We start from the raw sequence: 24,379 nt of genomic DNA, 5'->3' as shown, positions 1-24,379 counted from the left end.
CCCCCCCGCTACGCTTCAGTGGTTGCCCTTCAATCACCGTGCCTCAGGCGCTGCGCGCCTCTGCGACAAACGCGCGCCAGCGTGCAAGAAAGGCCTCGCGACCGGCGGAAGCTTCGGCTTCATCGACCGGCACGATGTTGATGTCGGCAAGCGGCGGCATGTCCAGGTGCTTGCTGACGTCGATGTCGTCCCGGCTGGGGCGGCGATAGGCGTTTTGCAGCAATGCCAATTGCATCTCGCGCGACAGCAGCAGGTCGTACATGCGCTGGGCGGCCTGCGGGTTGGGCGAGTTCTTCACCATGGCCATGTTGTCGGCCACGGTGAAGGTGCCGTCCGACGGGTACATGATGCCGATTTCCTTCTGGCCGCCCGCCACATAGGGATACGCCGTTGATTCGAAAGTGATGCCCACGGCGTACTCGCCCTGACCCACGCTGCGCACCACATGCGAGGCCGCGCTGGAGACGCTGACGTTACGCGCCAGCGCTCGCAAGCCGTCGGTACCCAGCACGCGCTCGATGCCCCACAACGCGGTAAAGGCTGTTGAACTGTTGCCCGGGTCGCCGATGATGACCTTGCCTTTAAAGCGGCGGTCGGTCAGGTCGGCCCACGACGTCGGGGCGGGGCCGGACAACTGCCGCGCATTGACCATGCCAACCACGACGTGCAGGTTGGCGGCCATCCAGAGGTCGTCGGGGCCATGCAGGTGCTCGGGAATCGCGGCGATGTGCTTCGAGCGGTAAGGCTCGAACAAGGCGCGGTAGCCGTGCATGACGTTGGCGCTGGACGTCCAGAAAAGATCGCCCTTGGGCTGGCCCGCTTCGGCTTCGATCCGTTTCAGCAACTGGCTGCTGCCGCCCGCCACCGTGCTGGGCTTGATATGGGGCAGCAGGTCGCGCGCGAGATCGCTGGCGGTCTCGACGGACTGGGCGTTCAACGTGGTGTACAGGACGACTTTTTCGGCCCGCTGGGCCAGCGCCTGAGCGGGCAGGGCGCCGATGCCTCCGGTGACGGCCAGCAGCTTGAGCACCTGGCGGCGGTTGAAAGAGGGAAGCTGAATCATGGCGGTTCCTTGAAGGGTGGGGTGAAAAAGGCGGGCTCAGGCAAATAGCCGGATATTGAAGACACGGGTCGCCAGCAGCACCGGCGCCAGAATCACGGCGATCAGCACCAGGCCATAAGCCGATGCCTGCGCCATCAGGCCACTGTCGATCAGTCGGAAAATCTGGATGGGCAGCGTTTCATGGCCTGGCGAATACACGATGACCGACGCGCTCAGTTCAGAGACGGTGGTGGTCCAGGTCAGGACGGCGGCGGCGGCGATCGCGGGCGCCATCAAGGGCAGCACCACCTTCAGGAAGGACGCCAGTGGCGGCACCCCCAGGCTGATGGAGGCCTCTTCGATGGAGTCGGGCAGGTTGAACAGCGTGGACGACGCGTTGCGCACGCCAAAGGGCAGTCGGCGCACGATGTAGGCCAGCACGATCAATGACGCGGTGCCGGACAAATCGAACGCGCCATGGCCGAAGGTCATCAATAGACCGATGCCGATTACCGTGCCGGAAAGTGCTAGTGGAATGGAGCTTAGGTAATCCAGCCAGGGCGTCAACAAGTTGCGCTTCTTGACGATCAGGTAGCTGGCCAGCGTGCTGAAGGCAATGGCGATCAGCGTGGCGGCTCCGGCGAACAAGACGGAGTTCAGCACCGGGCCGGGGGCATTGATCAGCACGCGTTCCAGATGCGCAAGCGTCCATTCACCCCAACGCATGACCGGGCCATGCGCGCGTGTGAAGGCTCCCACGGCCAGCGTGCCCAGGGGCAACATGGACAGCGCCATCACGGCCAGCGCCGCACCCGCCATCGCAAGCGCGCCGGGCCCGCGTATCGGCGTCTCGGGCGCGGCGCGCCCTTGCGTGATTTCATAGCGGCCCCGCGACACGATCCAGCGTTGCAGGAACAGGGCCAGCATCACCAGGGCAATGGATGTGGTGGCCAGCGTGCTTTGCATGACCGGGTCGCTGCCGGTTTCGGATACGGACGCCTGATACGTCAATACCGACAGCAGTTCGACGCGGTGCCCAAGAATCATCGACGTGGCGAAATTGCCCACCACCATGGTGAAGACGAGCAGCGCACTTGCCAGCACGGCGGGCAGCACTACCGGCGCCATCACCTTCAGGCGCGATATCGGGGGCGACGTGCCCAGGCTTTGCGCGGCCTCTTCAAGCTGCGCATCAAAGCCGCGAATGGCGGCCAGCGTGCCAATGTAGATGTACGCGTAATACGTGAACGTCATCACGGTCAGCAAGCCCGGCCAGCCATAGAACGACGGCGGGTCCAGCCCCAGGCCGTCACGCAGGGCGCGTGTCAGCACGCCGTTGTTGCCCAGGATCATCAGCCAGGTCTGCGCGCCGATCACTTCGGGAATGATGAGCGTGATCAAGGGCAGGATCGACACCAAGGCCTTGCCGGGATAGCGGTGGCGCGCGGTCAGGTAGGCAAGCGGCACGCCGATGGCCGCGGCCAGCAGCGTGACGCCCGCGCCCAGCAGCAAGGTGTTGCCGATGGCGCGCGGATATCGCGGATCCGCCAGCATGATTTGCCAGCCGGACAGGCCTTCGTCGTTGCGGGCCAGCATGCTGGCCGACAGGATGTTCAGCACAGGCCAGACCAGGAATACCAGCAACACGGCCAGCACCGCCAGCGACAACCACGTCCAGGGCGACCGCAGGATGGGAACCAGGCGCTTCATGATGCCAACACCAGGGTTTTTTGCGGGTTGAAAACCAGGTCCACCTTGGCTCCTCGTGCCAGCGCCGCGATCGGGTCGCCGTGCACGTCCACGTTCATATGGCGGCCACTGGGCAGTTCGACGCGGTAGTTCGTCTTGATGCCCAGGTACTGCTGCGTCAGGATCCGTGCGGGCACGCCGGCGCCCGCGGTGGTGGACAGCAGGATGTCTTCGGGGCGCGCAACCAGAACGGCCTGGCCTGTCACGGGCACTGGGGCATGCGCGGCCACGGGGTGCCCGTCAAGCTGCAAGCGGACCGGCCCGATTTCACGCGCGTGGCATTGCACGGGCAGCAGGTTGGCCGCACCGATAAAGTCCGCCACGTAGCCGCTGGCCGGCTGGCTGTAGATATCGCGCGGCGTGCCCAACTGCGCCACGCGGCCCTTCTGCATGACGGCGATCTGGTCGGATAGCGCCAGCGCTTCTTCCTGGTCGTGCGTGACAAAGACGGTGGTGATGCCGGCCTCGCGCTGGAGTTCGGCGATGGTCTGGCGCACCTGGATGCGCAGCTTCGCATCCAGGTTGGACAGCGGTTCATCCATCAGCAGCACCTGCGGCTGGATGACCAGCGCGCGTGCAAGCGCGACGCGCTGCCGCTGCCCGCCGGACAATTCGGCAGGCAGTCTTGCCGCGTATTGCCCCAGGCCCACCCGTTCCAATGCCGCCGTAACCCGCTGCTGGATCTGGGCGGACGCCACCTTTCGTGCGCGCAGCCCGTACGCCGCGTTGTCGAACACGCTGCGGTTGGGAAACAGCGCATAGTCCTGGAACACCATGCCGATGTTGCGTTGGTGCGCGGGCAGCCGGGTCACGTCCTTGCCGCCAAAAAGCAGTTGGCCGGAAGCAACGGCCGTGAATCCCGCGATGGCGCGCAGCAGGGTGGTCTTGCCGCAGCCGCTAGGGCCCAGCAAGGTAAAGAAGGCGCCGGGAGGAATATCCAGGCTCAGGCCGTCGATGACGCGCTGATCGCCGTACGAAATGCAGAGTTTTTCAATGCGGATGTCCATGCCCGGGGGCTCCTGATGCGTGCAAGGTGTGTGGGGGAAGGATCAATCCATTGCCTGGCGCACCAGCTGCAAAGCCTGCCGATGGCGTCGCGGGTCCCCCGCGGCGAGGATGCGCGCCGCCGGGTTGCCGAGCCCGAGCGCCTGTCCGTTCCAGTCCGTGATGACGCCCCCGGCGCCCTGGATGACGGGGATGAAGGGCGCGTAGTCATACAGCGCCAGGCGGGCGTCGATGGCGATGTCGGTGCGGCCGGCGGCCAGCAGCCCATACGCCAGGCAGCATCCGCCGTAGATGCGCCAGCGGGTACGTTCGCGCAGCGCCTGCAAGGCGGGAAGTTCGTCGGGCGCGTAGAAGTCCGGGTTGCTGGTGCTGAGCATCGCATCGCCCAACTGGTCGCAGGCACGTGTGTGGCAGGGCACGCCGTGATGCAGGGTAGGGCGTCCGGCAGCGCCGACCCAGCGATCACCGGTGGCGGGAAAATCCATGATGCCCAGCACCGGCGTGCCGCGCTGCATAAGCGCGATCAAGGTGCCGAAGACGGGCACGCCGGCAAGAAAGGGCGCCGTACCGTCGATGGGGTCAAGCACCCAGACATGCTCGGCGTCCAGTCGCACGATGCCGCCTTCTTCTCCGTAGATGCCGTGCTTCGGGTACGCGTCTTCGATACGTGCGCGCAGGTGCGCTTCGATGGCTTGGTCCAGCGCGGTGACCAGGCTGCGGTCCGGCTTGATATCGGTGCGCGGCAGGCGGGGCCTGGCGGCGTGGGCTGCGGCGTTGGCATTGTTGTCGGCATCAAGCTCAACGGTGTGGTTCAGGTAAGGCGCGTACATTTTTCGCGCCTCGTCAGCCAGGCTTTGCGCGAACGCGATGTGGGCGTCCAGGGTGTTCGTCATGAGGGGTTCCTTAGTCGAGCGAGTTGCCGGATGAGGACGCGATGGCCGCCAGCGTGTCGATGCGGGCGGGCGCCAGCAGATGTCGGGGGGGCAAGGGCTGCCAGCCATAGAGGGCTTGGGCGGCGGCGCCGCAGATGCGGCCCTGGCAGGCGCCCATGCCGCAACGCGTGTGCAGCTTGGCGTCGGTCCAGTCTTGATGCGCCGCCAACGCGGATTGCGGCACGTCTTCGCAACGGCAAATCAGGGTGTCCGGGCGTGCCAGGGACAACAGCGGCGCGCGTAGCGCGAAGGGGCCGCGTAGCGCGTCGGCAAATTCCTGCCAACGCGCAAGATCGTTCGACAGGCGGGCGGCCTGGGTCAGTTCGCCCACGGCCGCATGGCCGGCGCGCGTGCCCTGCACCCGGGCGCGTTCGTTGCCGCCGATGCCCGTGCATTCGCCTGCCGCGAAGATGCCGGGCACGGTGGTTTGCTGCACGTCATCCACGCGCAGGCCACCGTGCGCGTCCAGTTCGCAGCCCAGCATCTGTCCCAGCTTGATGTTGGGCACCAGGCCAAACCCGCAGGCCAACCGATGGCAGGCGATGGTTTCTTCGCCGTCCGCGCGGCGTAGCCGCACCTGTTGCACGCGCCCATCGCCGGTGGCTTCCAGCACGTGGCTGGCAGTACGGTAGTGCGGATTGAACAGCGCGACGGCTTGCGCGGCCTTGGCGGGCCAGCGGTGCAAGCGATAGGCGAAGCGCAGCAATGCCCGCCAATCCGCTTGTTCGGCAATGCGCACGACGCGCGCGCCCGCCCGATGTGCGGCATGCGCCGCGGCAAGCAGCAAGGGGCCCGTGCCGGCGATGACGAGGCGCTTGCCGCGCAGCGGTACGCCCGCTTTCACCAAGGCTTGCAGGCCGCCCGCGCCGGTCACGCCGGGCAAAGTCCAACCGGGAAATGGCAGCAGAAGCTCACGAGCGCCCGTGCACAGGATCAGCGCGCCATAGTGCTGCGCCCAACCTTCGCGCGCATTCTCCAGCATCAGCGCCCGTTGCCCGGGCAAGCCGGCCATGCCGACGACACGGGTGTCGCAAAGCAGCGTGATATTCGAATATTGCGTCAGTTGTTCGCGCAGGCGCCGGGCAGGGGCGGGTATGGACGCGCCCGGGCCATCGCGCCAGATCTGGCCACCCGGTGCGGCGTTGTCGTCCACCAGCACAATGGCGCGTCCGCTTGGCGCGGCGGCCAGCGCGGCTGACATTCCAGCAGGGCCGGCGCCGATGATCAGCAGGTCGCAGGCATTTGCGGCAGCGTCATGTCGCGGGGCTACGCCAGGCGGGGTGCTGTGTTCCAGTACCGTATCCACGCGCATGCCTTCCTGGCAGCGCGTTTGGCATGCCAGGCGCAGGCGGCCATCGATCAGGACCCGGCATTCGTGGCACACACCCATGCCGCAAAATGCCGCGCGTTTTTCGCCGGACACCGATACGCGCGAATTGCCGGGTGACCTGGCGGCCAGCGCGGCGGCGACGCTGCTGCCGGGTTCCACGCGCATCGGCCGGCCGTCAAGCTGGATGCGCGGGCGGGCGGAATATCGCGGACGCGTCATGGCGTTACCTCGTCAAATGAGCGGGATGGTGCAAAGGGCGCGGCAGCCAGCGGCGGCGTTGCGTTCGTCATGAGAGCGGTCAGCAAGGCGGCGGTGGCGGGTGCGGTGGTGACGCCCAGGCCTTCATGGCCCAATGCCAGCCAGAGCCCGGGGCGGCTGGGGTGCGGTCCAATCAGCGGCAGACCGTCCGGCGTGGCGGCCCGGATGCCGGTCCAGGTGCGGATGAGGTTCATGCCCGACAGACCTGGCAGGAAGTCGATGGCCTGCTTGAGCATGCGCGACAGCACCATGGGATCGATGTCGGAATCGGCTTGCCCGATCTGGCGTGACGAACCGATCAGTAGCTGGCCCGTGGGCCGGGGCTGCACGTTGAATGCCACGGAGGCGCCGTCGCGTTGCTGGGTGCTGGCCATGTAGGCAAGCTCGACCAGTTGGTGGCGAATGCCGGTCGGGTAGCGGTCCGTGATGGCCAGATGGCCTTTTTTGGGAACAAGAGGCAAATCGTTGCAAAGGTGGGTGGCCAACATGCCCGCCGCCAGCACGACGGCCTTGGCAGGGCGCCGCGAGCCATCGGCCAGGACAGCGCCGCGCTCGTCAATCTTGTCCACGCGGGCGGCCTCGAATGACACGCCCGGTGGCGCGTGCGTCAACAGCCAGCGCGCCGCGTTGGGGGCATACACCAGGCCGTCGCCGGGTACGTGCAGCGCGCCGGCCAGGCCGGGGCGCAAGAAGGGTTCGGCGTCGGCCAGTTGCCGCGCGCTAAGCAGCGTGGCCGCTATTCCGTGGTGGACAAGTCGCGCGTGCTTGCGTTCGGCTTCGGCCATGTCGTCGGGATTGGCTGCGACCCACAGCGTGCCGCATTCGGTGTAGGCGCATGCGGGGTCTGCTGCGTTCATGCGCGGGCCCCACTGCCGCCATGTGTCCATCGAAAGGCTGCTCAGCGCGAGTTCGTCGGGGTCGCCGTCCATGACGACCAGATGGCCCATGCCGGCCTGCGTGGCGCCTTTCAGGCCGGCGTCCAGCACATGCACTGACAGCCCGGCGGCCGCCAGATGGCGCGCACAGGCGGCGCCGATAATGCCCGCGCCGACGATCAGCACGTCTTTCGTGGGGTGTGGCATGCGTAGGCTTCCGTGGCAATCAGCGATTAGCGAATAGCGGTCAGCAAATAACGGTCAGCAATAACGGCCGGCGATCAAAGCCGGATGCCCCAACCGAAGGGGTCGTCCGGCTGGATCAGCAATGTGGATTCGGCGCAGATGTGGGCGCGCCCGCGTATGGTGGGAATGATCTGCCCGTCCGCCAATTCATAGCTGGCCTGAAAGGTGCTGCCGATGACACTGGCCTGCCGCCAGATTTGCCCCGGGGCCAGCTTGCCGTCCGCGGCAAGGCAGGCCAGCTTGGCGCTGGTGCCGGTGCCGCACGGCGAGCGGTCATAGGCTTTGCCCGGGCACAGCACGAAGTTGCGGCTGTCGGCGTTGGGGTCGGGGGAGAACAGTTCAATGTGGTCGATTTCCGCGCCATCGCGGCCGCTGATGCCCGACGCTTGTAACGCCTGGCGGATGGCCCAGGCGTACTGGGTCAGCGCGTCAAGGTTGTCTGGCGCAACGCGCTGCGCGTGCTGGCTGACCAGGAAGAACCAGTTGCCGCCCCAGGCGATGTCGCCGACGACCTTGCCGTATTCGGGTACATCGACGCATACGGCTTGGCGTAAGCGGTAGGCGGGCACGTTGCGCACGCTGACGGATCCGTCTTCGTGCAAGGTGGCGCGGATCGTGCCGACCGGCGTTTCGATACCGTGTGTGCCGGGTTTGATACGGCGCAGGTAAGCCAGGGTGGCGACCAGCCCGATAGTGCCGTGGCCGCACATGCCCAAATACCCGGCATTGTTGAAGAAGATGACGCCGGCGGCATTGGCCGGGTTTTGCGGGGGGCACAGCAAGGCCCCCACCAGGACGTCGCTGCCTCGGGGTTCAAGGACGGTTGCCGCGCGCCATGCGTCGTGCTTGTCGGCAAGGCGGCGTTGCCTTTCCGCCATGTCCGCGGCGCCCAGATCAGGAAAACCGGAGACAACAAGCCGGGTGGGTTCACCGCCGGTGTGGGAGTCGATGACACGGATCTGGTTCATTGACGCGCCTTGTGCAGAAGTTGTAGACGTGCAGCGAAAAAGCGGCCCGGCAATCAGTGCTTGCCGGCGGACGAACAAGAAGAAAACGAACAAGCGAACGGGCTAGTCTAGGCAATTAAACGCGTGGCGTCGTGTCGTAGAGACCGCAACGCCACGCATTTTCCTCACCGCGCGATTCAGCGATAACGCCATGGCATTGCTGGAAATTCCTGGAAGTCATCGGCCGGATCATCGTCGGGCGGAAAGGGCGGTCAGGGCAGCGACTGGTACTGCGCGGGGCGCGTTGCCAAGGCCTGCGCCACAACGCGTTCGATCAATGCGCGTTCTTCGCCAATGACCGGCAGACGGGGGCGGCGCACGTGTTCGGTGCCTACGCCAACCAGCGCGTCGATCAGCTTCAGGTTCTGAACCAGCTTGGTGGATACGTCCAGATGCAGCAACGGCGTCATCCATTGATAGAGCGACAACGCCTCGGCGTACTTGCCCGCCTTCATCAGGTCGTAAAGCGCGACGGTTTCACGGGGAAACGCGCAGCCCACGCCGGCCAGCAGGCCATCGCAACCCAGCGCCAGGCCTTCGTAGGCCAGATCGTCCACGCCCAGGAAGATCTGGTAGCGGTCCCCCACGGTGTTGCGCAGGTCGGTCACGCGGCGGGTGTCGCCCGAGCTGTCCTTGACGGCGGCGATCCATTTGCAGTCGGCCAGCTCGGCCATGTGGGCGGGCGTCAGGTCCACGCGATAGGCCAGCGGGTTGTTGTAGACCATGATGGGTTGCTGCGCGGCATCGGCCATGGTGCGCACATTGAGCATGGCCTCGCGCGCGTCCGCCACGTAGATCAGCGACGGCATGACCATGAAGCCCGCCACGCCCAGCTTGTTGGCGCCTTCGATGTATCGCAGCGCTTCGCGCGTGCTGGTCTCGGACACGTTGGCCAGCACGGGCACGCGGCCGCCGGACGCCTCCAGTGCGATCTTGGTGACCTGTAGCTTTTCTTCCAGCGTCAAGGTGCTGGCCTCGCCAAGCGAGCCGCAGGTGACCATGCCATGGATGCCGTTGCGAATCTGGAAATCGATGTGCTTGGCGGTGCCTTCGGCGTCGATCCGTTCATCGGCGTGGAACTTGGTGGTGATGGCGGGAAAGATGCCTGTCCAGCGAGGGTGCGTCATGAGGAACTCCAGGGTTCACGTGCGGTGGGTGGCTTCAGATATATGGCTAATATATTTAATGCACGGGTTAAAGGAATGGGGGTTAACCAGCGCCTGGCCTTCCGGCACAAATTTCGATGGATGCGGTAGTGAGAATGGTTATAATTCAGGCCGATAAAAAACAGGCATCGGCCGCGGGGCTTGTCTGTTGTCTTTATCAGACTAAAAAACCAGAGGAACCAGAATGAACTTTGCAAGGACTTTGGCCGCTATCGCGCTCATGGGATGCGCGGGCGCTGCGCAGGCGCACTTTGTTTGGCTGGAACGGGGGGGCGAGGGCCCGGCCAAGGCGTACTTCGGCGAATGGGCCGACGACGTGCGCGAAAAGCAGGACGGCTTGCTGGGCAAGATTCTGGTGGCGCCCGTCGTGACCGCCGCTGACGGCACCGTGCTGAAGGCCTCGGGCAAGGGCGCGGACTTTGTGGAATACGCGGTGTCCGGAAAGGGCGACGTGCGCCTGGCCCAGCCGATGCAGTTCAAGGAAACGCTGGTCAAGTACGGCGCCAAGGCCGGACGCACCGATACGCAGGCCAAGCTGGACCTGGAACTGGTGCCCACCGCCGCCGGCGCCAACGCTTTTGTCCTGAACTTCGAAGGCAAGCCGCTGGCCAAGACCGAAGTGACCGTTTTCGGTCCCCCTAAGTGGGAAAAGCGCTTCTGGACCGACGAGAACGGTCGTATCGAAATCACGACGCCGTGGCCGGGCCAGTACGTGCTGGAAGCGGCGCACATGCAAGAGAAGGCGGGCGAGGCCGACGGCAAGACCTACGCCAAGATCCGCTACGTTTCCACCCTGACCTTCAATGTGAATCCGTGAAAGCTCCCGCAGCCGGCGCAGGCATGATGCGCTACCGCATGGCCGTTTTTTCCAGGGCGGCTGCCGCCATTCTGGGCGGCTATGTCCTTGCCTCGGCGGCTGCGGCGTGCCTGGCCGCCTGGCTGCCCATGGGGCGGGCAGACGCCGTCACCACGGCCCTGATGGTGTCGTTCGTCGTCTACACATGCGGCGTGATCTGGGTGTTTGCCACGCGTAGCGCGTGGCGCGCCTGGGTCGGTATTTTGCTGCCCGCCGCATTGTTGGGCGGCTTGTTCCTGGCCGGCCGCGCGATGGGGATGGCATGACGGCACGAAAGCCCAAAGCGCAGGGCGAAGAGGGCCTGCGCCAATCGATGTCGTGGCTGCACACCTGGGCCGGATTGATATTCGGCTGGGTGTTGTTCGCGATGTTCCTGACCGGGTCGCTGGCGTTCTTCCGGCCCGAGATCACGCGCTGGATGCAGCCCGAGATCCAGGTGCAGTCGGCACCCGCCGTGCAGTCGGTCGAGATGGCGCAGCGCTACCTGAACGAACATGCCCCGGACGCCAAGCGCTGGTTCATCACGCCGCCGTCCGATCGCGAGCCGCTGATTCTGTTGCTGTACCAACTGTCCAAGCCCAAGCCGGGCGAACGCGGCTTTGTGCGCGTGAAGCTGGACCCCGCCACCGGGCAGGCGGTCCAGGGGCGCGAAACACGCGGCGGCGATTTCTTTTACCGCTTCCATTTCGAACTTGAGACCGCGTTCCCGTGGGGGCGCTGGCTGGCCAGCATCGCGGGCATGTTCATGCTGGTGGCGATCATCAGCGGCATCATTACCCACAAGAAGATCTTTGCCGATTTCTTTACCTTCCGTCCTGGAAAGGGCGGACAACGCGCCTGGATGGATGGCCACAATGCCCTGTCGGTGCTGGGGCTGCCTTTTCATCTGATGATCACCTTCAGCGGCCTGGTGCTGTTCATGGTGATGCTGATGCCCGCCGGCATCAAGGCCGTCTACGAAAATCCGCGCCAGTACACGGACGACGTTTTCAAGTCATTCAAAGTCACGCCACCGCTGAACCAACCCGCGCCGCTGGTGCGGATTGCGCCGCTGGTCGAGCAGGCACAGCAGCAGTGGCAAGGTCGACTGGGCCGCGTCACGGTAAACAACCCGGGCGATGCGGGCGCCACCGTGACGTTGACGCAGGCCGCCGCTGACGGCGTGTCGTTCGGTCTGATGGCGCCGTGGATGCGGTTTGACGGGGTGACCGGCAAGCCAACGGAAGGGCAGGGCGAGTTGGGCGCCACCGCCAGAACCGCCGGCACGATCACCGGCCTGCACCTGGGCTTGTTTGCCGAGCCCTTGCTGCGCTGGTTCTATTTCCTGGTCAGCCTGGCCGGCACCGGCATGGTGGCCACGGGGCTGGTGCTGTGGATTGCCAAGCGTCGCCAGAAGGCGCGGCCCCAGGATGCGCGCGAAGCGTTTTCGCTGCGGTTGGTGGACGGCTTGAATGCCGGCACCATCGCCGGCGTGGTGCTGGGCGTTGCCGTGTTCTTCCTTGCCAACCGCCTGCTGCCGGCCGACCTGCCGGGGCGTCAGTTGTGGGAGTCCCGTAGCTTCTTCGCGGCGTGGGCCGTGTCGCTGGTCTATGCATTTCTGTTCCAGCGCCGCAAATGGCAGGACCTGCTGGGTGTTGCCGCCGCCGCGCTGGCCCTGGTGCCGGTGGTCAACGCGTTGACGACATCGCGCCACCTGGGCGTGTCGCTGCCGCAAGGCGATTGGGTCATGGCCGGATTCGATCTGACCTGCCTGGCCAGCGCCGTGTTGTTCGCCTGGATGTCGCTCAAGGCGGCGCGAGCGCGTCGCGCGCCGGCCAAGGGGGCTGCGCGGGGGCGGGCCAATGCGGCGGCATCAACGGCCACTACGGCATCAACGTCCCCCGCGACCGCCGCCGTCGTCTACGAACCGCGAGGTGATACGCCATGACGCTTGCAGCTTTCTGCCTGGCCTACGCCGGTTTTTCCGCGCTGTGCCTGGGAATGGACCGCCACTACGAAGACCTGTTCGACCGCGCCATCCCGCGCCGCCACCGCGTGCCGTTGCGCATCTTCGGCTGGATCGCGCTGGCCTTGTCGCTGTACGCATCGGCCACGGTCTGGGGCTGGAGCTACGGCACGGTGGAATGGATCGGCATCCTCAGCATCGCCGGCTTGCTGCTGATCTGGTTCCTGACGTTCCGTCCGCGCGCGGCGTTGACCACGGGCGGAATCTGCGCGTTGGCCGCGCCGGTATTCGCGGTTCTGTAGGCGGCCGCTCGCGCAGCCCGCGTACATGGCGTGATGGCGGTTTGCGCGGCGCTGGTCGGGCGCCCGCCGTCGCAGTCGGGCAAGGCGCCGATGCGCTGGCACGTTACACTGCTTGTTTCCCCCTAGCACACGCCTCTTCGCCTTATGAATACCCGCGTCCTTACCGGCATTACCACCACTGGCACCCCCCACCTTGGCAATTACGCGGGGGCCATCCGGCCCGCCGTGCAGGCCAGCACCCAGCCTGGCGTGGACGCGTTCTTCTTCCTGGCGGACTATCACGCGCTGATCAAGTGCGATGACCCGGCGCGTGTGGCGCGTTCCCGCCTTGAAATCGCCGCCACCTGGCTGGCGGTGGGCCTGGACCACGAACGCGTGACGTTCTACCGGCAATCCGACATTCCCGAAATTCCGGAGCTCAGCTGGCTGCTGACCTGCGTCACGGCCAAGGGCATGATGAACCGCGCGCACGCCTACAAGGCGTCCGTGGACCAGAACGTGGCCAAGGGCGTGGACCCGGACGACGGCATCACGATGGGTTTGTTTTCGTACCCGGTGCTGATGGCCGCCGACATCCTGATGTTCAACGCCAACCGCGTGCCGGTGGGCCGCGACCAGATTCAGCATCTGGAAATGGCGCGTGATATCGCGCAGCGCTTCAATCATCTTTATGGCCGCGACTACTTCACGCTGCCCGAAGTGGCCATTGAAGAAGACGTGGCGACCTTGCCCGGCCTGGATGGCCGCAAGATGTCCAAGAGCTACAACAACACCATCCCGTTGTTCGAAGGCGGCGCCAAGGCGCTGCGTGCGTCGGTGATGCGTATCGTGACGGATTCCCGCGCGCCCGGCGAAGCCAAGGACGCGGAAAATTCGCACCTGTACACGCTGTATCGTGCATTCGCCACGCAGGCGGAATCGGCGGCGTTCCGCAAGCAGCTGGAAGACGGCATGGGCTGGGGCGACGCCAAGCAGGCGCTGTACGAGCACCTGGAAAACCTGCTGGCGCCGATGCGCGAAAAATACGTGGACCTGATCGCCAACCCGGGCCGCATTGAAGACATACTTCAAGCCGGCGCCGACAAGGCGCGCAAGCAGGCCTTGCCGCTGATGCAGGAACTGCGCGTGGCCGTCGGCTTGCGCAACCTGAATGCGGGCGCGGCGACGGCCAAGTCGCAGGGCAAGAAAGACAAGGACAAGGGCGCGCGCTTCGTCAGCTTCCGCGATGAAACGGGCGGCTTCCGCTTCCGCTTTCTGGCGGCGGATGGCGAAGAACTGCTGTTGTCGCAACGCTTCGCGGACCCGAAGCAGGCGGGCGCCTTGATGCGCCGTCTGCAAGACGAATCGCCTGACACCGTGCTGCAAGCGTCCGGCGAAAGCTATGCCGCGGTCATTGATGGTGAGACGGTTGCTGAAGCCCCGGCCGGCGCGCAAGGCGATGCAGCGTCGCGCCTGACGCGCACGCGTGACGCGCTGGCGTCGCTGGCGAAAGAATAAGCGGCCGGGCGGCGCGCTACCGCCTGCTGCCCGCCTCCGTCTGCTGCCCGTGCGCCGTTACGCCGTACGGGCGCCCGCCACGATGCGCCCATCGCGCACCTGGAACCGCTGCGCGCTGCCTTGCCCGGCGATTTCCAGCAGGTCGCCTTCCGAATAGCCCGTCACGTTCGGGCAATCCAGCCATTCCGGGTTGATGAACGGAAAGTACTTCAGTGCGCCGCTGCCCTGGCTTGCGAAATCGAACGTCGTGTTGGCCACCACTTCCGGGTCCCATTGACTGGCGTCGAAAGTCAGCGCGCAGCCCACGCCGATCCGGTACACGATGCTGGCGCCCATGCTGGCAAAGCCCAGCGCGCCCACTTGTAGCTGCGCGCCGTTGCGCAACTCGATCACGCGGCTGCCCAGGCGTTCCAGCGTGATGTGCTTGAAGGCGACTTCGGCGCCGTCAACGACCAGATGCGAGTATTGGCCCAGCGTGACTTCGGCGTAGGTGCCGCTGTGGCCGGCTTCTTTTTCGGTGATCGTTGCCGCTTCATTGGCGGCAAGCGTGATGGTCGTGCGCATGTTCAATGGCTCTCCGGGGCTCTCAGGGTAGGGCGCTTTTTCTTTTACTTCTTGCCTGATAGACGGTTCGCGCCGCGGTTCGCCTGATCATGGGTGTTTGTGTCTGCCGTGTTCCCCAACGCCACCAGCTTTTATTATTTGGACACAATTCGATATTTTCCCTTATTTTTAGAATTCTTGATTGAGCGAGCGCAAGGAAAACGCCCAATCTACGGGAAAGTCCTAGGGTAAAGGCGGGCAAAGAAAAAGCCAGGGCATCAGCCCTGGCCTTGTTTTTGGCGACGCGCGAAAAAGATCAGCGCTTCAGCTTGGCGAAGGCGTCCGCCATGGCGCTGTTCATGCCACCGGCACCGCCTGCCGCGTTGCCACGGCCGCCGTCACCTTGCGGGCGGCGCGGGCGGTCGCTGCCCTTGGGGGCATCGCCGCCGCGGCGCGCGGGGGCCGCAGTGTCGTTCAGGCGCATGGTCAGCGCAACGCGCTTGCGGGCGGCGTCCACTTCCAGCACTTTCACGCTGACCGTCTGGCCGACACGAACCACATCGCGCGGGTCTTTCACGAACTTTTCGGCCAGGGCCGAAATGTGGACCAAGCCGTCCTGGTGCACGCCGATGTCCACGAACGCGCCAAAGTTGGCCACGTTGGTCACAACGCCTTCCAGCACCATGCCGGGATACAGGTCGTTCAGCGTTTCAACGCCTTCCTTGAACTGCGCCGTCTTGAACTCAGGGCGCGGATCGCGGCCGGGCTTTTCAAGTTCGGCGAAGATGTCGCGCACCGTGGGCAGGCCGAATCGTTCATCCGTGAAGTCGGACGGCGACACACCCTTCAAGGCGTCGCGCTGGCCGATGATCTGTTTGACCTCGGCCTTGATCTTGGCAACGATGCGTTCGACGACGGGATAGGCTTCCGGGTGCACCGACGAGGCGTCCAGCGGGTTGTCGCCGTTGGGAATACGCAAAAAGCCCGCGGCTTGTTCGAACGCCTTTTCGCCAAAGCGCGGCACTTTGCGCAGCACTTCGCGGGTCGGGAACGCGCCGTTTTCATCGCGCCAGGACACGATGTTCTTGGCCAGCAGCGAGTTCAAGCCCGACACGCGGGCCAGCAACGCGGCCGACGCCGTGTTCACGTCCACGCCCACGGCGTTCACGCAATCCTCGACCACGGCGTCCAGCGAACGGGCCAGCTCGCGCTGGTTGACGTCGTGCTGGTATTGGCCCACGCCGATGGCCTTGGGATCGATCTTGACCAGTTCGGCCAGGGGGTCTTGCAAACGGCGGGCGATGGACACGGCGCCACGCAGCGTCACGTCCAGATCGGGGAATTCCAGCGCGGCCATTTCCGAGGCCGAATACACGGATGCGCCCGCTTCCGAGACCACCACGCGGGTGACCTTCAGGTCGGGGAAGCGTTCCATCATGTCGCCCACCAGCTTTTCGCTTTCGCGCGAAGCGGTGCCGTTGCCGATGGCGATCAGGTCGACCTTGTGGCGCGCCACCAGCGCGGCCAGCGTGTTGATCGTGCCGTCGCGGTCGCGGCGCGGTTCAAACGGGTAGACGGTGGTGGTGTCCACGACCTTGCCGGTCTGGTCGATGACGGCGATCTTGCAGCCCGTGCGGATGCCGGGGTCCAGGCCCAACACGGCCTTGGGACCGGCCGGTGCGGCCAGCAGCAGGTCTTTCAGGTTGGCGGCGAACACGCGGATGGCTTCGGCTTCACCGCTTTCGCGCAGGCGGCCGATCAGTTCGCTTTCAAACGCCGTCAGCAGCTTCACGCGCCAGGTCCAGCGGCACACTTCGCCCAACCAGCGGGCGCGCGGCGTCGCGTCCAGCGCGAACAGGCCATTGCCCAGCTTCAGGAAGTTGGCGATGCGCGCGACGCACGGGTGCGGCACCTGCGCTTCAAGTTCGGCTTCCAGCCCCAGGCGCAATTCCAGCACGCCTTGCTGGCGGCCGCGCAGCAGCGCCAGGATGCGGTGCGAGGGCAGGGTGCGCAGCGGCTCGTTGAAGTCGAACCAGTCGCGGAAGTTGGCCCCTTCGGTTTCCTTGCCGTCGATCATCTTGGAATAGATCAGGCCGGTGGACCACAGGTGCTCGCGCATGTCGGCCAGCAGGTCCGCGTTTTCGGCGTAGCGTTCGGCCAGGATGTCGCGCGCGCCGTCCAGCGCCGCCTTGGCATCGTTGATGGACGCCTCGGGGTTCAGGTACTGCTCGGCCAGCGCGGCGGGGTCGCAGGCGGTGTCGGCCAGGATGGCGTCCGCCAGGGGTTCCAGACCGGCCTCGCGGGCGATCTGGGCACGCGTGCGGCGCTTGGGCTTGTACGGCGCGTACAAGTCTTCCAGGCGCTGCTTGGTGTCGGCCGTGGCAATTTCTTGCTGCAACGCGGACGTCAGCTTGCCCTGCTGCGAGATGGACTCAAGGATGGCGCCACGGCGCTCTTCGAGTTCGCGCAGGTAGCCCAGCCGCACTTCCAGGTTGCGCAGCACGGTATCGTCCAGGCCGCCAGTGGCTTCCTTGCGATAGCGCGAGATGAACGGCACGGTGGCGCCGTCATCCAGCAGTTCCACCGCCGAAGCGATTTGGGAGGTGCGCGCGCCCAGCTCGGTGGCAAGCTGCGCGATGATGCGGGCGTTGTCGACGCCGGCGGCGACGTACGTGATAGCGGAAGTTTCAGACATCTCTATACGACGGCAAAAAGGAAAAACAAGGGGCGGATTGTGCCATAAGCGGCTATTACAAAACGTGCCAGGGGGGACCCATCTGTCCCTTGGTCAGCCGGAAAGGCGGCGTGGCAAGGGGTATCATTTGGTCCTTTCCCACATCAGTGTCTGGCGCCCGAACCGTTACCGGTACCGGTTCACCATAGACTCCGACCGACACTAGGCTGCCGTAATGCTGGACCTGGATATTTCCGAATTCTTCGACGAGGACGGGCCGTTGGCCACGGCCATGCCCGGCTACAAGCCTCGCCCTTCGCAAGTGGAGCTGTCGCAGGCCATCGGCGACGCCATCCAGGACCGCGCCACGCTGGTGGCCGAAGCGGGCACCGGCATCGGCAAAACCTGGGCCTACCTTGTACCCGCCTTCATCCAGGGCGGCAAGGTGCTGATTTCCACAGGCACGCGCACGCTGCAAGACCAGCTGTTCGCGCGCGACTTGCCGCGCGTACGCGCCGCGCTGGCCGCGCCCGTCACCGCCGCGCTGCTCAAGGGGCGCGGCAACTATGTCTGCCACTACCACCTTGAGCGCTTGCAGGGCGATGAGCGCGCGTTGAAATCGCGCACCGAAATCCAGCAGCTGCGCCAGATCCAGGTGTTCGCGGGCATTACCAAGACGGGTGACCGCGGCGATCTGGCGCAAGTGCCCGAAGACGCCGACATCTGGCAGCGTGTGACCTCGACCCGCGAGAACTGCCTGGGCCAGGAATGCCCCCGCATCCGCGACTGCTTCGTCGTCAAGGCGCGCCGCCAAGCCCAGGAGGCCGATGTCGTCGTGGTCAACCACGCGCTGTTCATGGCCGACCTGGTGCTGCGCGAAGAAGGCGTTACCGACCTGCTGCCCGAAGCCGATACCGTCATCTTCGACGAAGCCCACCAGTTGCCCGACACCGCCACGCGGTTCCTGGGCAGCAGCGTGTCCACGCACCAATTGATGGACTTTGGCCGCGCGCTGGAGGTGGCCGGGCTGGCGTATGCGCGCGAGGCCGCCAAATGGAGCGACGTCAGCCGCCACCTGGAAACGGCCGCGCGCGAACTGCGCCTGGCCTGTGCGCCGCTGGACAAGATGCCGGGCCGCAAGGCCACGTTCGAGGCTATCCCCAACCCCGAGGAATTCGACGAGGCGCTTGCCGCCTTGCGCGAGGCCGTGGACACGGCAACCAAGGCATTGGGGGTGGTGGCTGAAAAGCACCCCGACCTGATGGCGGCCGCGCGCAGCGGCGCCGAAATATCGGTGCGACTGAAACGCTGGGCAACGCCGGGCCGCGCGGGCGCCCACACGGATGATGAAGGCTGGGGCCGTGATGACCAGGCGCCCGAGCCCGCCGCCGACATCGCGCTGGCCGATGGGCCGTCCACACCCGCCGCCATTCTGGAAGGAGTGGCGGCCGCGCAGCAATGGACCGGCCCGGCCGTGCGCTGGGTCGAACACGGCCTGCACCATGTGCGGCTGCATTCCGCGCCGCTGTCCGTTGCGCAGGCGTTTTCCAAATACCGCAAGCCGGGGCAGGCCTGGATCATGACGTCGGCCACGCTGTCGGTGAATGGCGAATTCACGCACTTCACCAGCCAGCTTGGCCTGGAGCAAGCGCGTACGGGCAAGTGGGAATCGCCGTTCAACTATCCCGAACAGGCGCTGCTGTTTGTGCCGCGCGGCATGCCCGAGCCGCAATCGCCGCAGTTCCTGGATCGCTTTGTCGACACGCTGATGCCTTTGCTGGAGGCCAGTCCGGGCGGCACGCTGGTGCTTTGCACGACGCTGCGCGCCGTGGAAAAAGTGGCTACATTGCTGGCCGACGCGTTTGACGACGCAGGCCACGACTGGCCGCTGTTGAAGCAGGGCGAGGGCACGCGCCGCGATCTTCTGGACCGCTTCTGCAAGCTCAAGCACCCGGTGCTGGTGGGCAGTGCCAGCTTCTGGGAAGGCATTGACCTGCCGGGCGACGTGCTGACCCTGGTAGCCATCGACAAGCTGCCGTTTGCCCCGCCTGATGACCCGGTCATCGAAGCGCGCCTGCGCGCGTGCCGGGCGCAGGGCGGCAACCCGTTTTCGGAATACCAATTGCCCGAAGCCGCCATTTCGCTCAAGCAGGGCGCGGGCCGTTTGATCCGCACGGAATCGGACTGGGGCGTCTTGATGGTGGGCGATGCCCGCCTGGTCGAAAAGCCCTACGGCAAGCGCCTGTGGCGCGGCCTGCCGCCGTTTGCCCGCACGCGGGAACTGGAAGAGGTACTGGCGTTCTACCGGCGCAAACAGGGCGGCGACGACGTGGCGGCCTAGCGCGGATGCGTTGCCGCCGGCGTTGCGGCAAGACGTTCTTTTTCGACAACGCCGCCAACGCCTAACCACCAGGCCCAAATAAAAAGCCCCTCGGATCCACGATCCGAGGGGCTTTTTCCCATGCGGGCAAATCCGCTGAACAGTCAGTCAAACCAATCAGTCAAACCAATCAGTCAAACGGATTCCACCAGCTGCGGTCGGCCTTCAGGCCCTTGGTCTTGAATTCGCTGTTGGGGAAGTTCTTGTCGTAGACGCGTTGCGCGTCGTTCTTCAAGTCGGTCATGCCCAGCTTGTCGTAGGACTCGACCATCAGGTAAAGCGCTTCTTCGGTGGCGGGGGCGCCTTCGAAATCGGTGATGACGGTTTGCGCGCGGTTGGCGGCGGCCACGTAGGCGCCGCGTTCGTAGTAATAGCGCGCCACATAGACTTCGTTCATGGCGATGGTGTTGACCAGCCACGCGATGCGCTTTTCGGCGTCAACCGAATACTTGCTTTCCGGGTAGCGCTTGATCAGTTCGTTGAACGCGTCGTAGGACGCGCGCAGGCCCTTGGGGTCGCGCTCGGCGGGGTCCTGGCCCGTGATGTTGGTCATGAACGCGCTGGCGGGCGTGAAGTTGATCAGGCCTTTCAGGTACAGCGCGTAGTCGGTGCCCGGGTGGTTCGGGTAAAGCTGTTGAAAGCGATCGATGGCGGCCAGGGCCTGTTCGTTTTCGCCGTCTTTCCAGTTGACGTAGGCCAGTTCAAGCAGGGCCTGCTGGGCGTACACACCGAAGGGGTAGCGGCTTTCGATGGCGGTCAGGCGCTCGCGCGCTTCCTTCCAGCCGCCGGAAGACATTTCCGACTTGGCGTCGGCGTAGAGCTGTTCGGCGCTCCAGTTGGTGGTCTTGTCATATTTGCTGTTGGTCGAGCCGCAACCGGCGATGACGATGACGGCAAATAGCGCGATAACCACGCGCAAAACCGGCCCGCTTCGGGATGCGGGGTTCGAGGGAGCTGCGGGGTGGTGAATCACGAGAATCGTATCCTTGGTGTTAGCATGGCAGGCTGATTATATGATTTGTCTCCATGTCCGATACAGCCGCCGGCACAGATCTCGTTTCCGACGACGAACTCCTGGGCCTTCCTGACGAAAACTCCGACGAAATCACCGAGGCAAACCCCGCCGAAAACCGGGGGGAACCGCAACGTGTAACCGTGCCTTCCAGCACCCGCGCCGACCGGCTGGACAAGGTGCTGGCCGGCTTGCTGCCCGACCATTCCCGCAGCCGCTTGCAAGGCTGGATCGAATCCGGCAACGTGCACGTGAACGGCGCGCCCGGCAAGACCCGCCAGACGGTGGGCCCGGGCGACGAGCTGCTGGTATGGGCCCAGCCCGCCCCTGACGCGCGCGCCTTCACCCCCGAACCCGTTGAATTCACCGTCGTGGACGAAAGCCCCGACTGGATCGTCGTGAACAAGCCCGCGGGCCTGGTGACGCATCCGGGCGCCGGCAACTGGAGCGGCACGCTGCTGAACGGCCTGCTGTACCGCTACCCGGAATTGGCGGCCGTGGCGCGTGCCGGCATCGTTCACAGGCTGGACAAAGACACCTCCGGGCTCATGGTCGTGGCCCGCAATGAAAAGGCCCAGACGCATCTGGTGCGCCAATTGCAGGCGCGCAGCATGGGCCGCGAATATGTCGCGCTGGCTCATGGTTGGATGGCGGCGGCCGGCCGGGTGGATCGCGCGATCGGCCGCGATGCCCGCGTGCCGGTGCGCATGAGCGTCGAACGCCCCGTTGCGCCCAAACTCGCCATTACCAATTACGCGCCGGTCCGGCGCGGCCAGGTGGACCCCGGCGGGCGCGTGACGGAAGTGGTGTGTCGCCTGGAAACCGGCCGCACCCACCAGATCCGCGTCCACATGGCCAGCCTGGGGCACCCGCTGCTGGCCGATACCATCTATGGCGGCAAGAACATTGCCGGGGCCACGCGGCAGATGCTGCATGCGCGGGCGTTGCATTTCGATGATCCCGGCGGCAACGGCGAGGTGCAATTCGCCGCTGACGTTCCGGCCGACATGACGCTGGTTCAGGAAACCGTTGCATGGACCGCGTGATCGCCAGCCTGCCCGTTGTGACCGGCCCGTCGTGGCCGGGCGTGTCGTACTTCTGCACGACCCGCGCCGGGGGCGTGGGCGTGGCGCCGCATGATTCCCTGAACCTGGGCCGGCGTGCCGGCGACCAGCCCGACACCGTCACTGAAAACCGCCGCCGCGTGCGCGCCGCCGTCCCGGGCGAGCCCTTGTGGCTGCGCCAGGTGCATGGCAGCGAGGTGGTCGATGCCGATGCGCCTGAGCTGCCCGACGAACCGGCGGTCGACGCCAGCGTCACTGCGCAACCCGGGCGCGTGCTGGCCATCATGGTGGCCGACTGCCTGCCCGTTGTCATTGCCGACGCGCAAGGCCGGGTGCTGGGCGCGGCGCATGCCGGCTGGCGCGGCCTGGCGGGCGGGGTGCTGGAACACACGCTGGCGGCCATGCAAGCCAAGGTGCCCGACGCCGGTGGTTGGCGCGCCTGGGTCGGCCCCGGCATCGGTCCGACCGAATTCGAAGTGGGGCAAGACGTGCTGGACGCTTTTACGGCGGACGATCCGGCCACGCTGCGGTTCTTCACGCCGCGTCCCGGTCTATCGGGAAAGTGGCTGGCCGACCTCGCCGGACTGGCCGATTTCCGCCTGCGCCGCGCCGGGGTACAAGAAGTGGCCCTGAGCGGCATGTGCACGGTATCGGACCCGCGGCGCTTCTTTTCATACCGCCGCGATACCGAAACCGGACGCATGGCGTTGCTGGCCTGGCTCGACCCGGTTTGATCTGGCGCAAGGCCGCCGCACAGGGCGCAAAACCGTGCGGCGAAACTCCTTGTATACCCGCATTGACAGTGATGGACCCGGAATGCAACATCAATCGAGCAGTGTCGATAACAAGGTGTGGAAGTGAACGCCAATCTCTCCGCAGGACCCATTCCGGTGAGCGTGGCACCGGAAATCCTGGCCGAAATTCAGGCCGAATTCTCTCGCGAGTGGCAGCGCCTTTGTGACGACGCCCGGCGCGGCGCGCTTGTGCCTCCCGCCGACCGCCGCTTTGCCGGCGACGCCTGGGCCGCCAATGGCTCGCATCTGCTGCTGGCCCACACGTATCTGCTGTCCGCGCGCGCCATGCAGCGCATGGTCGACGCCGCCCAGGTCAGCGAACCCATGCGCGAGCGCCTGCGTTTTTCCATCATGCAGTGGGTGGACGCGCTGTCGCCGTCCAACTTCCTGGCATTGAATCCGGACGCCCAGCAATCCATCGTCGAAAGCGCCGGCCGCGCGCTGAACGAGGGCTTGGCCAACCTGCTGGGTGACGTCAAGAAAGGCCGCATCACCCAAACCGATGAATCGCAGTTCGAGATCGGTCGCAACGTGGCCGTGTCGCCCGGCGAAGTGGTGTTCGAGAACAAGCTGTTCCAGCTGATCCAGTACGCGCCCTCGACCGCCACGGTCTACGAGCGCCCGCTGGTCATCGTGCCGCCGAACATCAACAAGTTCTACATCCTGGACTTGCAGCCCGAAAATTCCTTCGTGCGCCACGCAGTGGGGCAGGGCTACACGGTGTTCCTGGTTTCCTGGCGCAACCCGTTGGCCAGCGACACCGATGGCGTGGACCGCGCCACCTGGACCGACTACCTGGATGACGCCGTGCTGCAATCGCTGCGCGTGGCCAGCGACATCACCAAGCAGCCCAAGGTCAACGCGCTGGGTTTCTGCGTGGGCGGCACGATGCTGGCCGCGGCGTTGGCGCTGGCCGAGGCGCGCGGCGAACAGCCGGTAGCGTCGCTGACGCTGCTGACTTCGCTGCTGGATTTCCACGACACCGGTGTGCTGAAAGTCTTTGTCGACGAAGCCCACGCGCTGCTGCGCGACCAACAACTGGGCAACGGCGGCTTGATGCCCGGCCGTGACCTGGCCACCACGTTCTCGTTCCTGCGGCCCAACGAGCTGGTCTGGAACTACGTAGTCGGCAACTACCTGAAGGGCCAGAAGCCGCCCCCGTTTGACCTGCTGTTCTGGAATGGCGACAGCACCAATCTGCCCGGGCCGTTCTTTTCCTGGTACTTCCGCAATACCTACCTGGAAAACAACCTGAAGGTGCCGGGTCGCGCGCAAGCGGCCGGCACCCCGCTGGACCTGACGCGCCTGACGATGCCGGCGTACATCTTTGGTTCGCGCGAAGACCATATCGTGCCCTGGGTGTCCGCCTATGCCTCCACGCAGGTCCTGCGCGGGCCGCAGCGTTTCGTGTTGGGCGCCTCGGGCCACATCGCCGGCGTGGTGAACCCGCCCGCCAAGAAGCGCCGCAGCTATTGGGTGGCGGACAAGCTGGGCAAGAAGGGCCATGACATGCCGGGCGACCCGAATGCCTGGTTCGCGCAAAGCACCGAACACGCGGGCAGCTGGTGGCCGGACTGGACGGCCTGGCTGGCCGACCATTCGGGCAAGCAGATCAAGGCGCGCACAAAATTAGGCAATGCCAAGTACCAGCCGATCGAGCCGGCGCCTGGCAGGTATGTGAAGGTCCGGGCAGCCTGAAACC

At 65.5% G+C, this 24,379-nt stretch carries 20 protein-coding genes; 9 read left to right on the top strand and 11 right to left on the bottom strand.

The window, feature by feature from the left end:
• Nucleotides 1-43: 43 nt before the first annotated feature.
• From ACNPP0_RS26090 to ACNPP0_RS26055, 8 genes are all read right to left on the bottom strand, one after another.
• Nucleotides 44-1,063, bottom strand: a complete 1,020-nt coding sequence (locus tag ACNPP0_RS26090; RefSeq protein WP_448707427.1) for an extracellular solute-binding protein — start codon at nt 1,061-1,063, stop codon at nt 44-46.
• A 36-nt stretch (nt 1,064-1,099) separates the two neighbouring features.
• A complete protein-coding gene (locus ACNPP0_RS26085) occupies nt 1,100-2,752 on the bottom strand; it encodes an ABC transporter permease (protein WP_332610566.1) in 1,653 nt (550 codons plus the stop codon).
• Nucleotides 2,749-3,798, bottom strand: coding sequence for an ABC transporter ATP-binding protein (locus ACNPP0_RS26080; protein WP_332610565.1), 1,050 nt, complete (start codon nt 3,796-3,798; stop codon nt 2,749-2,751). The genes ACNPP0_RS26085 and ACNPP0_RS26080 overlap by 4 nt, the downstream gene beginning before the upstream one ends.
• Before the next feature lie 42 nt (nt 3,799-3,840).
• On the bottom strand, nt 3,841-4,689 hold the full coding sequence (locus ACNPP0_RS26075) for an inositol monophosphatase family protein (protein WP_448707426.1): 849 nt from the start codon (nt 4,687-4,689) through the stop codon (nt 3,841-3,843).
• A 10-nt stretch (nt 4,690-4,699) separates the two neighbouring features.
• On the bottom strand, nt 4,700-6,277 hold the full coding sequence (locus ACNPP0_RS26070) for an FAD-dependent oxidoreductase (protein WP_448707425.1): 1,578 nt from the start codon (nt 6,275-6,277) through the stop codon (nt 4,700-4,702).
• Nucleotides 6,274-7,398: an NAD(P)/FAD-dependent oxidoreductase gene (locus ACNPP0_RS26065; protein WP_448707424.1), complete on the bottom strand. Its 1,125-nt coding sequence runs from the start codon at nt 7,396-7,398 to the stop codon at nt 6,274-6,276. Before ACNPP0_RS26065 ends, ACNPP0_RS26070 begins: the two co-directional genes overlap by 4 nt.
• 74 nt (nt 7,399-7,472) lie before the next feature.
• Entirely contained in the window at nt 7,473-8,405 is a 933-nt protein-coding gene (locus tag ACNPP0_RS26060; RefSeq protein WP_332610559.1) for a 4-hydroxyproline epimerase, read from the bottom strand.
• A 251-nt stretch (nt 8,406-8,656) separates the two neighbouring features.
• Nucleotides 8,657-9,571 (bottom strand): dihydrodipicolinate synthase family protein, encoded by a 915-nt coding sequence (locus ACNPP0_RS26055; protein ID WP_448707423.1) that lies wholly within the window; start codon nt 9,569-9,571, stop codon nt 8,657-8,659.
• A 223-nt stretch (nt 9,572-9,794) separates the two neighbouring features.
• On the opposite strand from ACNPP0_RS26055, the gene ACNPP0_RS26050 reads away from it, so the two are divergent.
• The 5 genes from ACNPP0_RS26050 to ACNPP0_RS26030 all read left to right on the top strand — a co-directional run bounded on the left by ACNPP0_RS26050 (nt 9,795) and on the right by ACNPP0_RS26030 (nt 14,210).
• On the top strand, nt 9,795-10,427 hold the full coding sequence (locus ACNPP0_RS26050; protein ID WP_332610556.1) for a DUF4198 domain-containing protein: 633 nt from the start codon (nt 9,795-9,797) through the stop codon (nt 10,425-10,427).
• A 23-nt stretch (nt 10,428-10,450) separates the two neighbouring features.
• Complete coding sequence (locus tag ACNPP0_RS26045; RefSeq protein WP_332610860.1) at nt 10,451-10,732, top strand: DUF3649 domain-containing protein; 282 nt, start codon at nt 10,451-10,453, stop codon at nt 10,730-10,732.
• A complete protein-coding gene (locus ACNPP0_RS26040) occupies nt 10,729-12,393 on the top strand; it encodes a PepSY-associated TM helix domain-containing protein (RefSeq protein ID WP_448707422.1) in 1,665 nt (554 codons plus the stop codon). Before ACNPP0_RS26045 ends, ACNPP0_RS26040 begins: the two co-directional genes overlap by 4 nt.
• Complete coding sequence (locus ACNPP0_RS26035; RefSeq protein ID WP_219991916.1) at nt 12,390-12,713, top strand: DUF3325 domain-containing protein; 324 nt, start codon at nt 12,390-12,392, stop codon at nt 12,711-12,713. The genes ACNPP0_RS26040 and ACNPP0_RS26035 overlap by 4 nt, the downstream gene beginning before the upstream one ends.
• Before the next feature lie 144 nt (nt 12,714-12,857).
• Complete coding sequence (locus ACNPP0_RS26030) at nt 12,858-14,210, top strand: tryptophan--tRNA ligase (protein ID WP_448707421.1); 1,353 nt, start codon at nt 12,858-12,860, stop codon at nt 14,208-14,210.
• A 57-nt stretch (nt 14,211-14,267) separates the two neighbouring features.
• On the opposite strand, the gene ACNPP0_RS26025 is transcribed toward ACNPP0_RS26030, so the two are convergent.
• A complete protein-coding gene (locus ACNPP0_RS26025) occupies nt 14,268-14,774 on the bottom strand; it encodes a hypothetical protein (protein WP_332610552.1) in 507 nt (168 codons plus the stop codon).
• Nucleotides 14,775-15,069: 295 nt separating this feature from the next.
• The gene (tex, locus tag ACNPP0_RS26020; protein WP_448707420.1) at nt 15,070-17,448 is read right to left on the bottom strand and encodes an RNA-binding transcriptional accessory protein Tex; all 2,379 of its coding nucleotides are present in this window, start codon (nt 17,446-17,448) and stop codon (nt 15,070-15,072) included.
• Nucleotides 17,449-17,662: 214 nt separating this feature from the next.
• Here tex and yoaA point away from each other — a divergent pair, with 214 nt between their 5' ends.
• Nucleotides 17,663-19,768, top strand: a complete 2,106-nt coding sequence (gene yoaA / locus ACNPP0_RS26015) for a DNA repair helicase YoaA (protein WP_332610548.1) — start codon at nt 17,663-17,665, stop codon at nt 19,766-19,768.
• Between the two features lie 169 nt (nt 19,769-19,937).
• On the opposite strand, the gene bamD is transcribed toward yoaA, so the two are convergent.
• Entirely contained in the window at nt 19,938-20,726 is a 789-nt protein-coding gene (gene bamD / locus ACNPP0_RS26010; protein ID WP_046802694.1) for an outer membrane protein assembly factor BamD, read from the bottom strand.
• 107 nt (nt 20,727-20,833) lie between these two features.
• On the opposite strand from bamD, the gene ACNPP0_RS26005 reads away from it, so the two are divergent.
• The 3 genes from ACNPP0_RS26005 to ACNPP0_RS25995 all read left to right on the top strand — a co-directional run bounded on the left by ACNPP0_RS26005 (nt 20,834) and on the right by ACNPP0_RS25995 (nt 24,375).
• Nucleotides 20,834-21,865 carry an RluA family pseudouridine synthase gene (locus tag ACNPP0_RS26005; RefSeq protein WP_448707419.1) on the top strand — a complete coding sequence of 344 codons (1,032 nt, stop codon included), beginning with the start codon at nt 20,834-20,836 and terminating at the stop codon, nt 21,863-21,865.
• Entirely contained in the window at nt 21,853-22,617 is a 765-nt protein-coding gene (pgeF, locus tag ACNPP0_RS26000; RefSeq protein WP_448707418.1) for a peptidoglycan editing factor PgeF, read from the top strand. Before ACNPP0_RS26005 ends, pgeF begins: the two co-directional genes overlap by 13 nt.
• Nucleotides 22,618-22,740: 123 nt before the next feature.
• Complete coding sequence (locus ACNPP0_RS25995) at nt 22,741-24,375, top strand: PHA/PHB synthase family protein (protein ID WP_332610543.1); 1,635 nt, start codon at nt 22,741-22,743, stop codon at nt 24,373-24,375.
• Nucleotides 24,376-24,379: the final 4 nt, after the last annotated feature.

This window comes from Achromobacter semiaridum (assembly GCF_053543755.1).
This window is presented reverse-complemented; position numbering and strand designations above follow the sequence as displayed.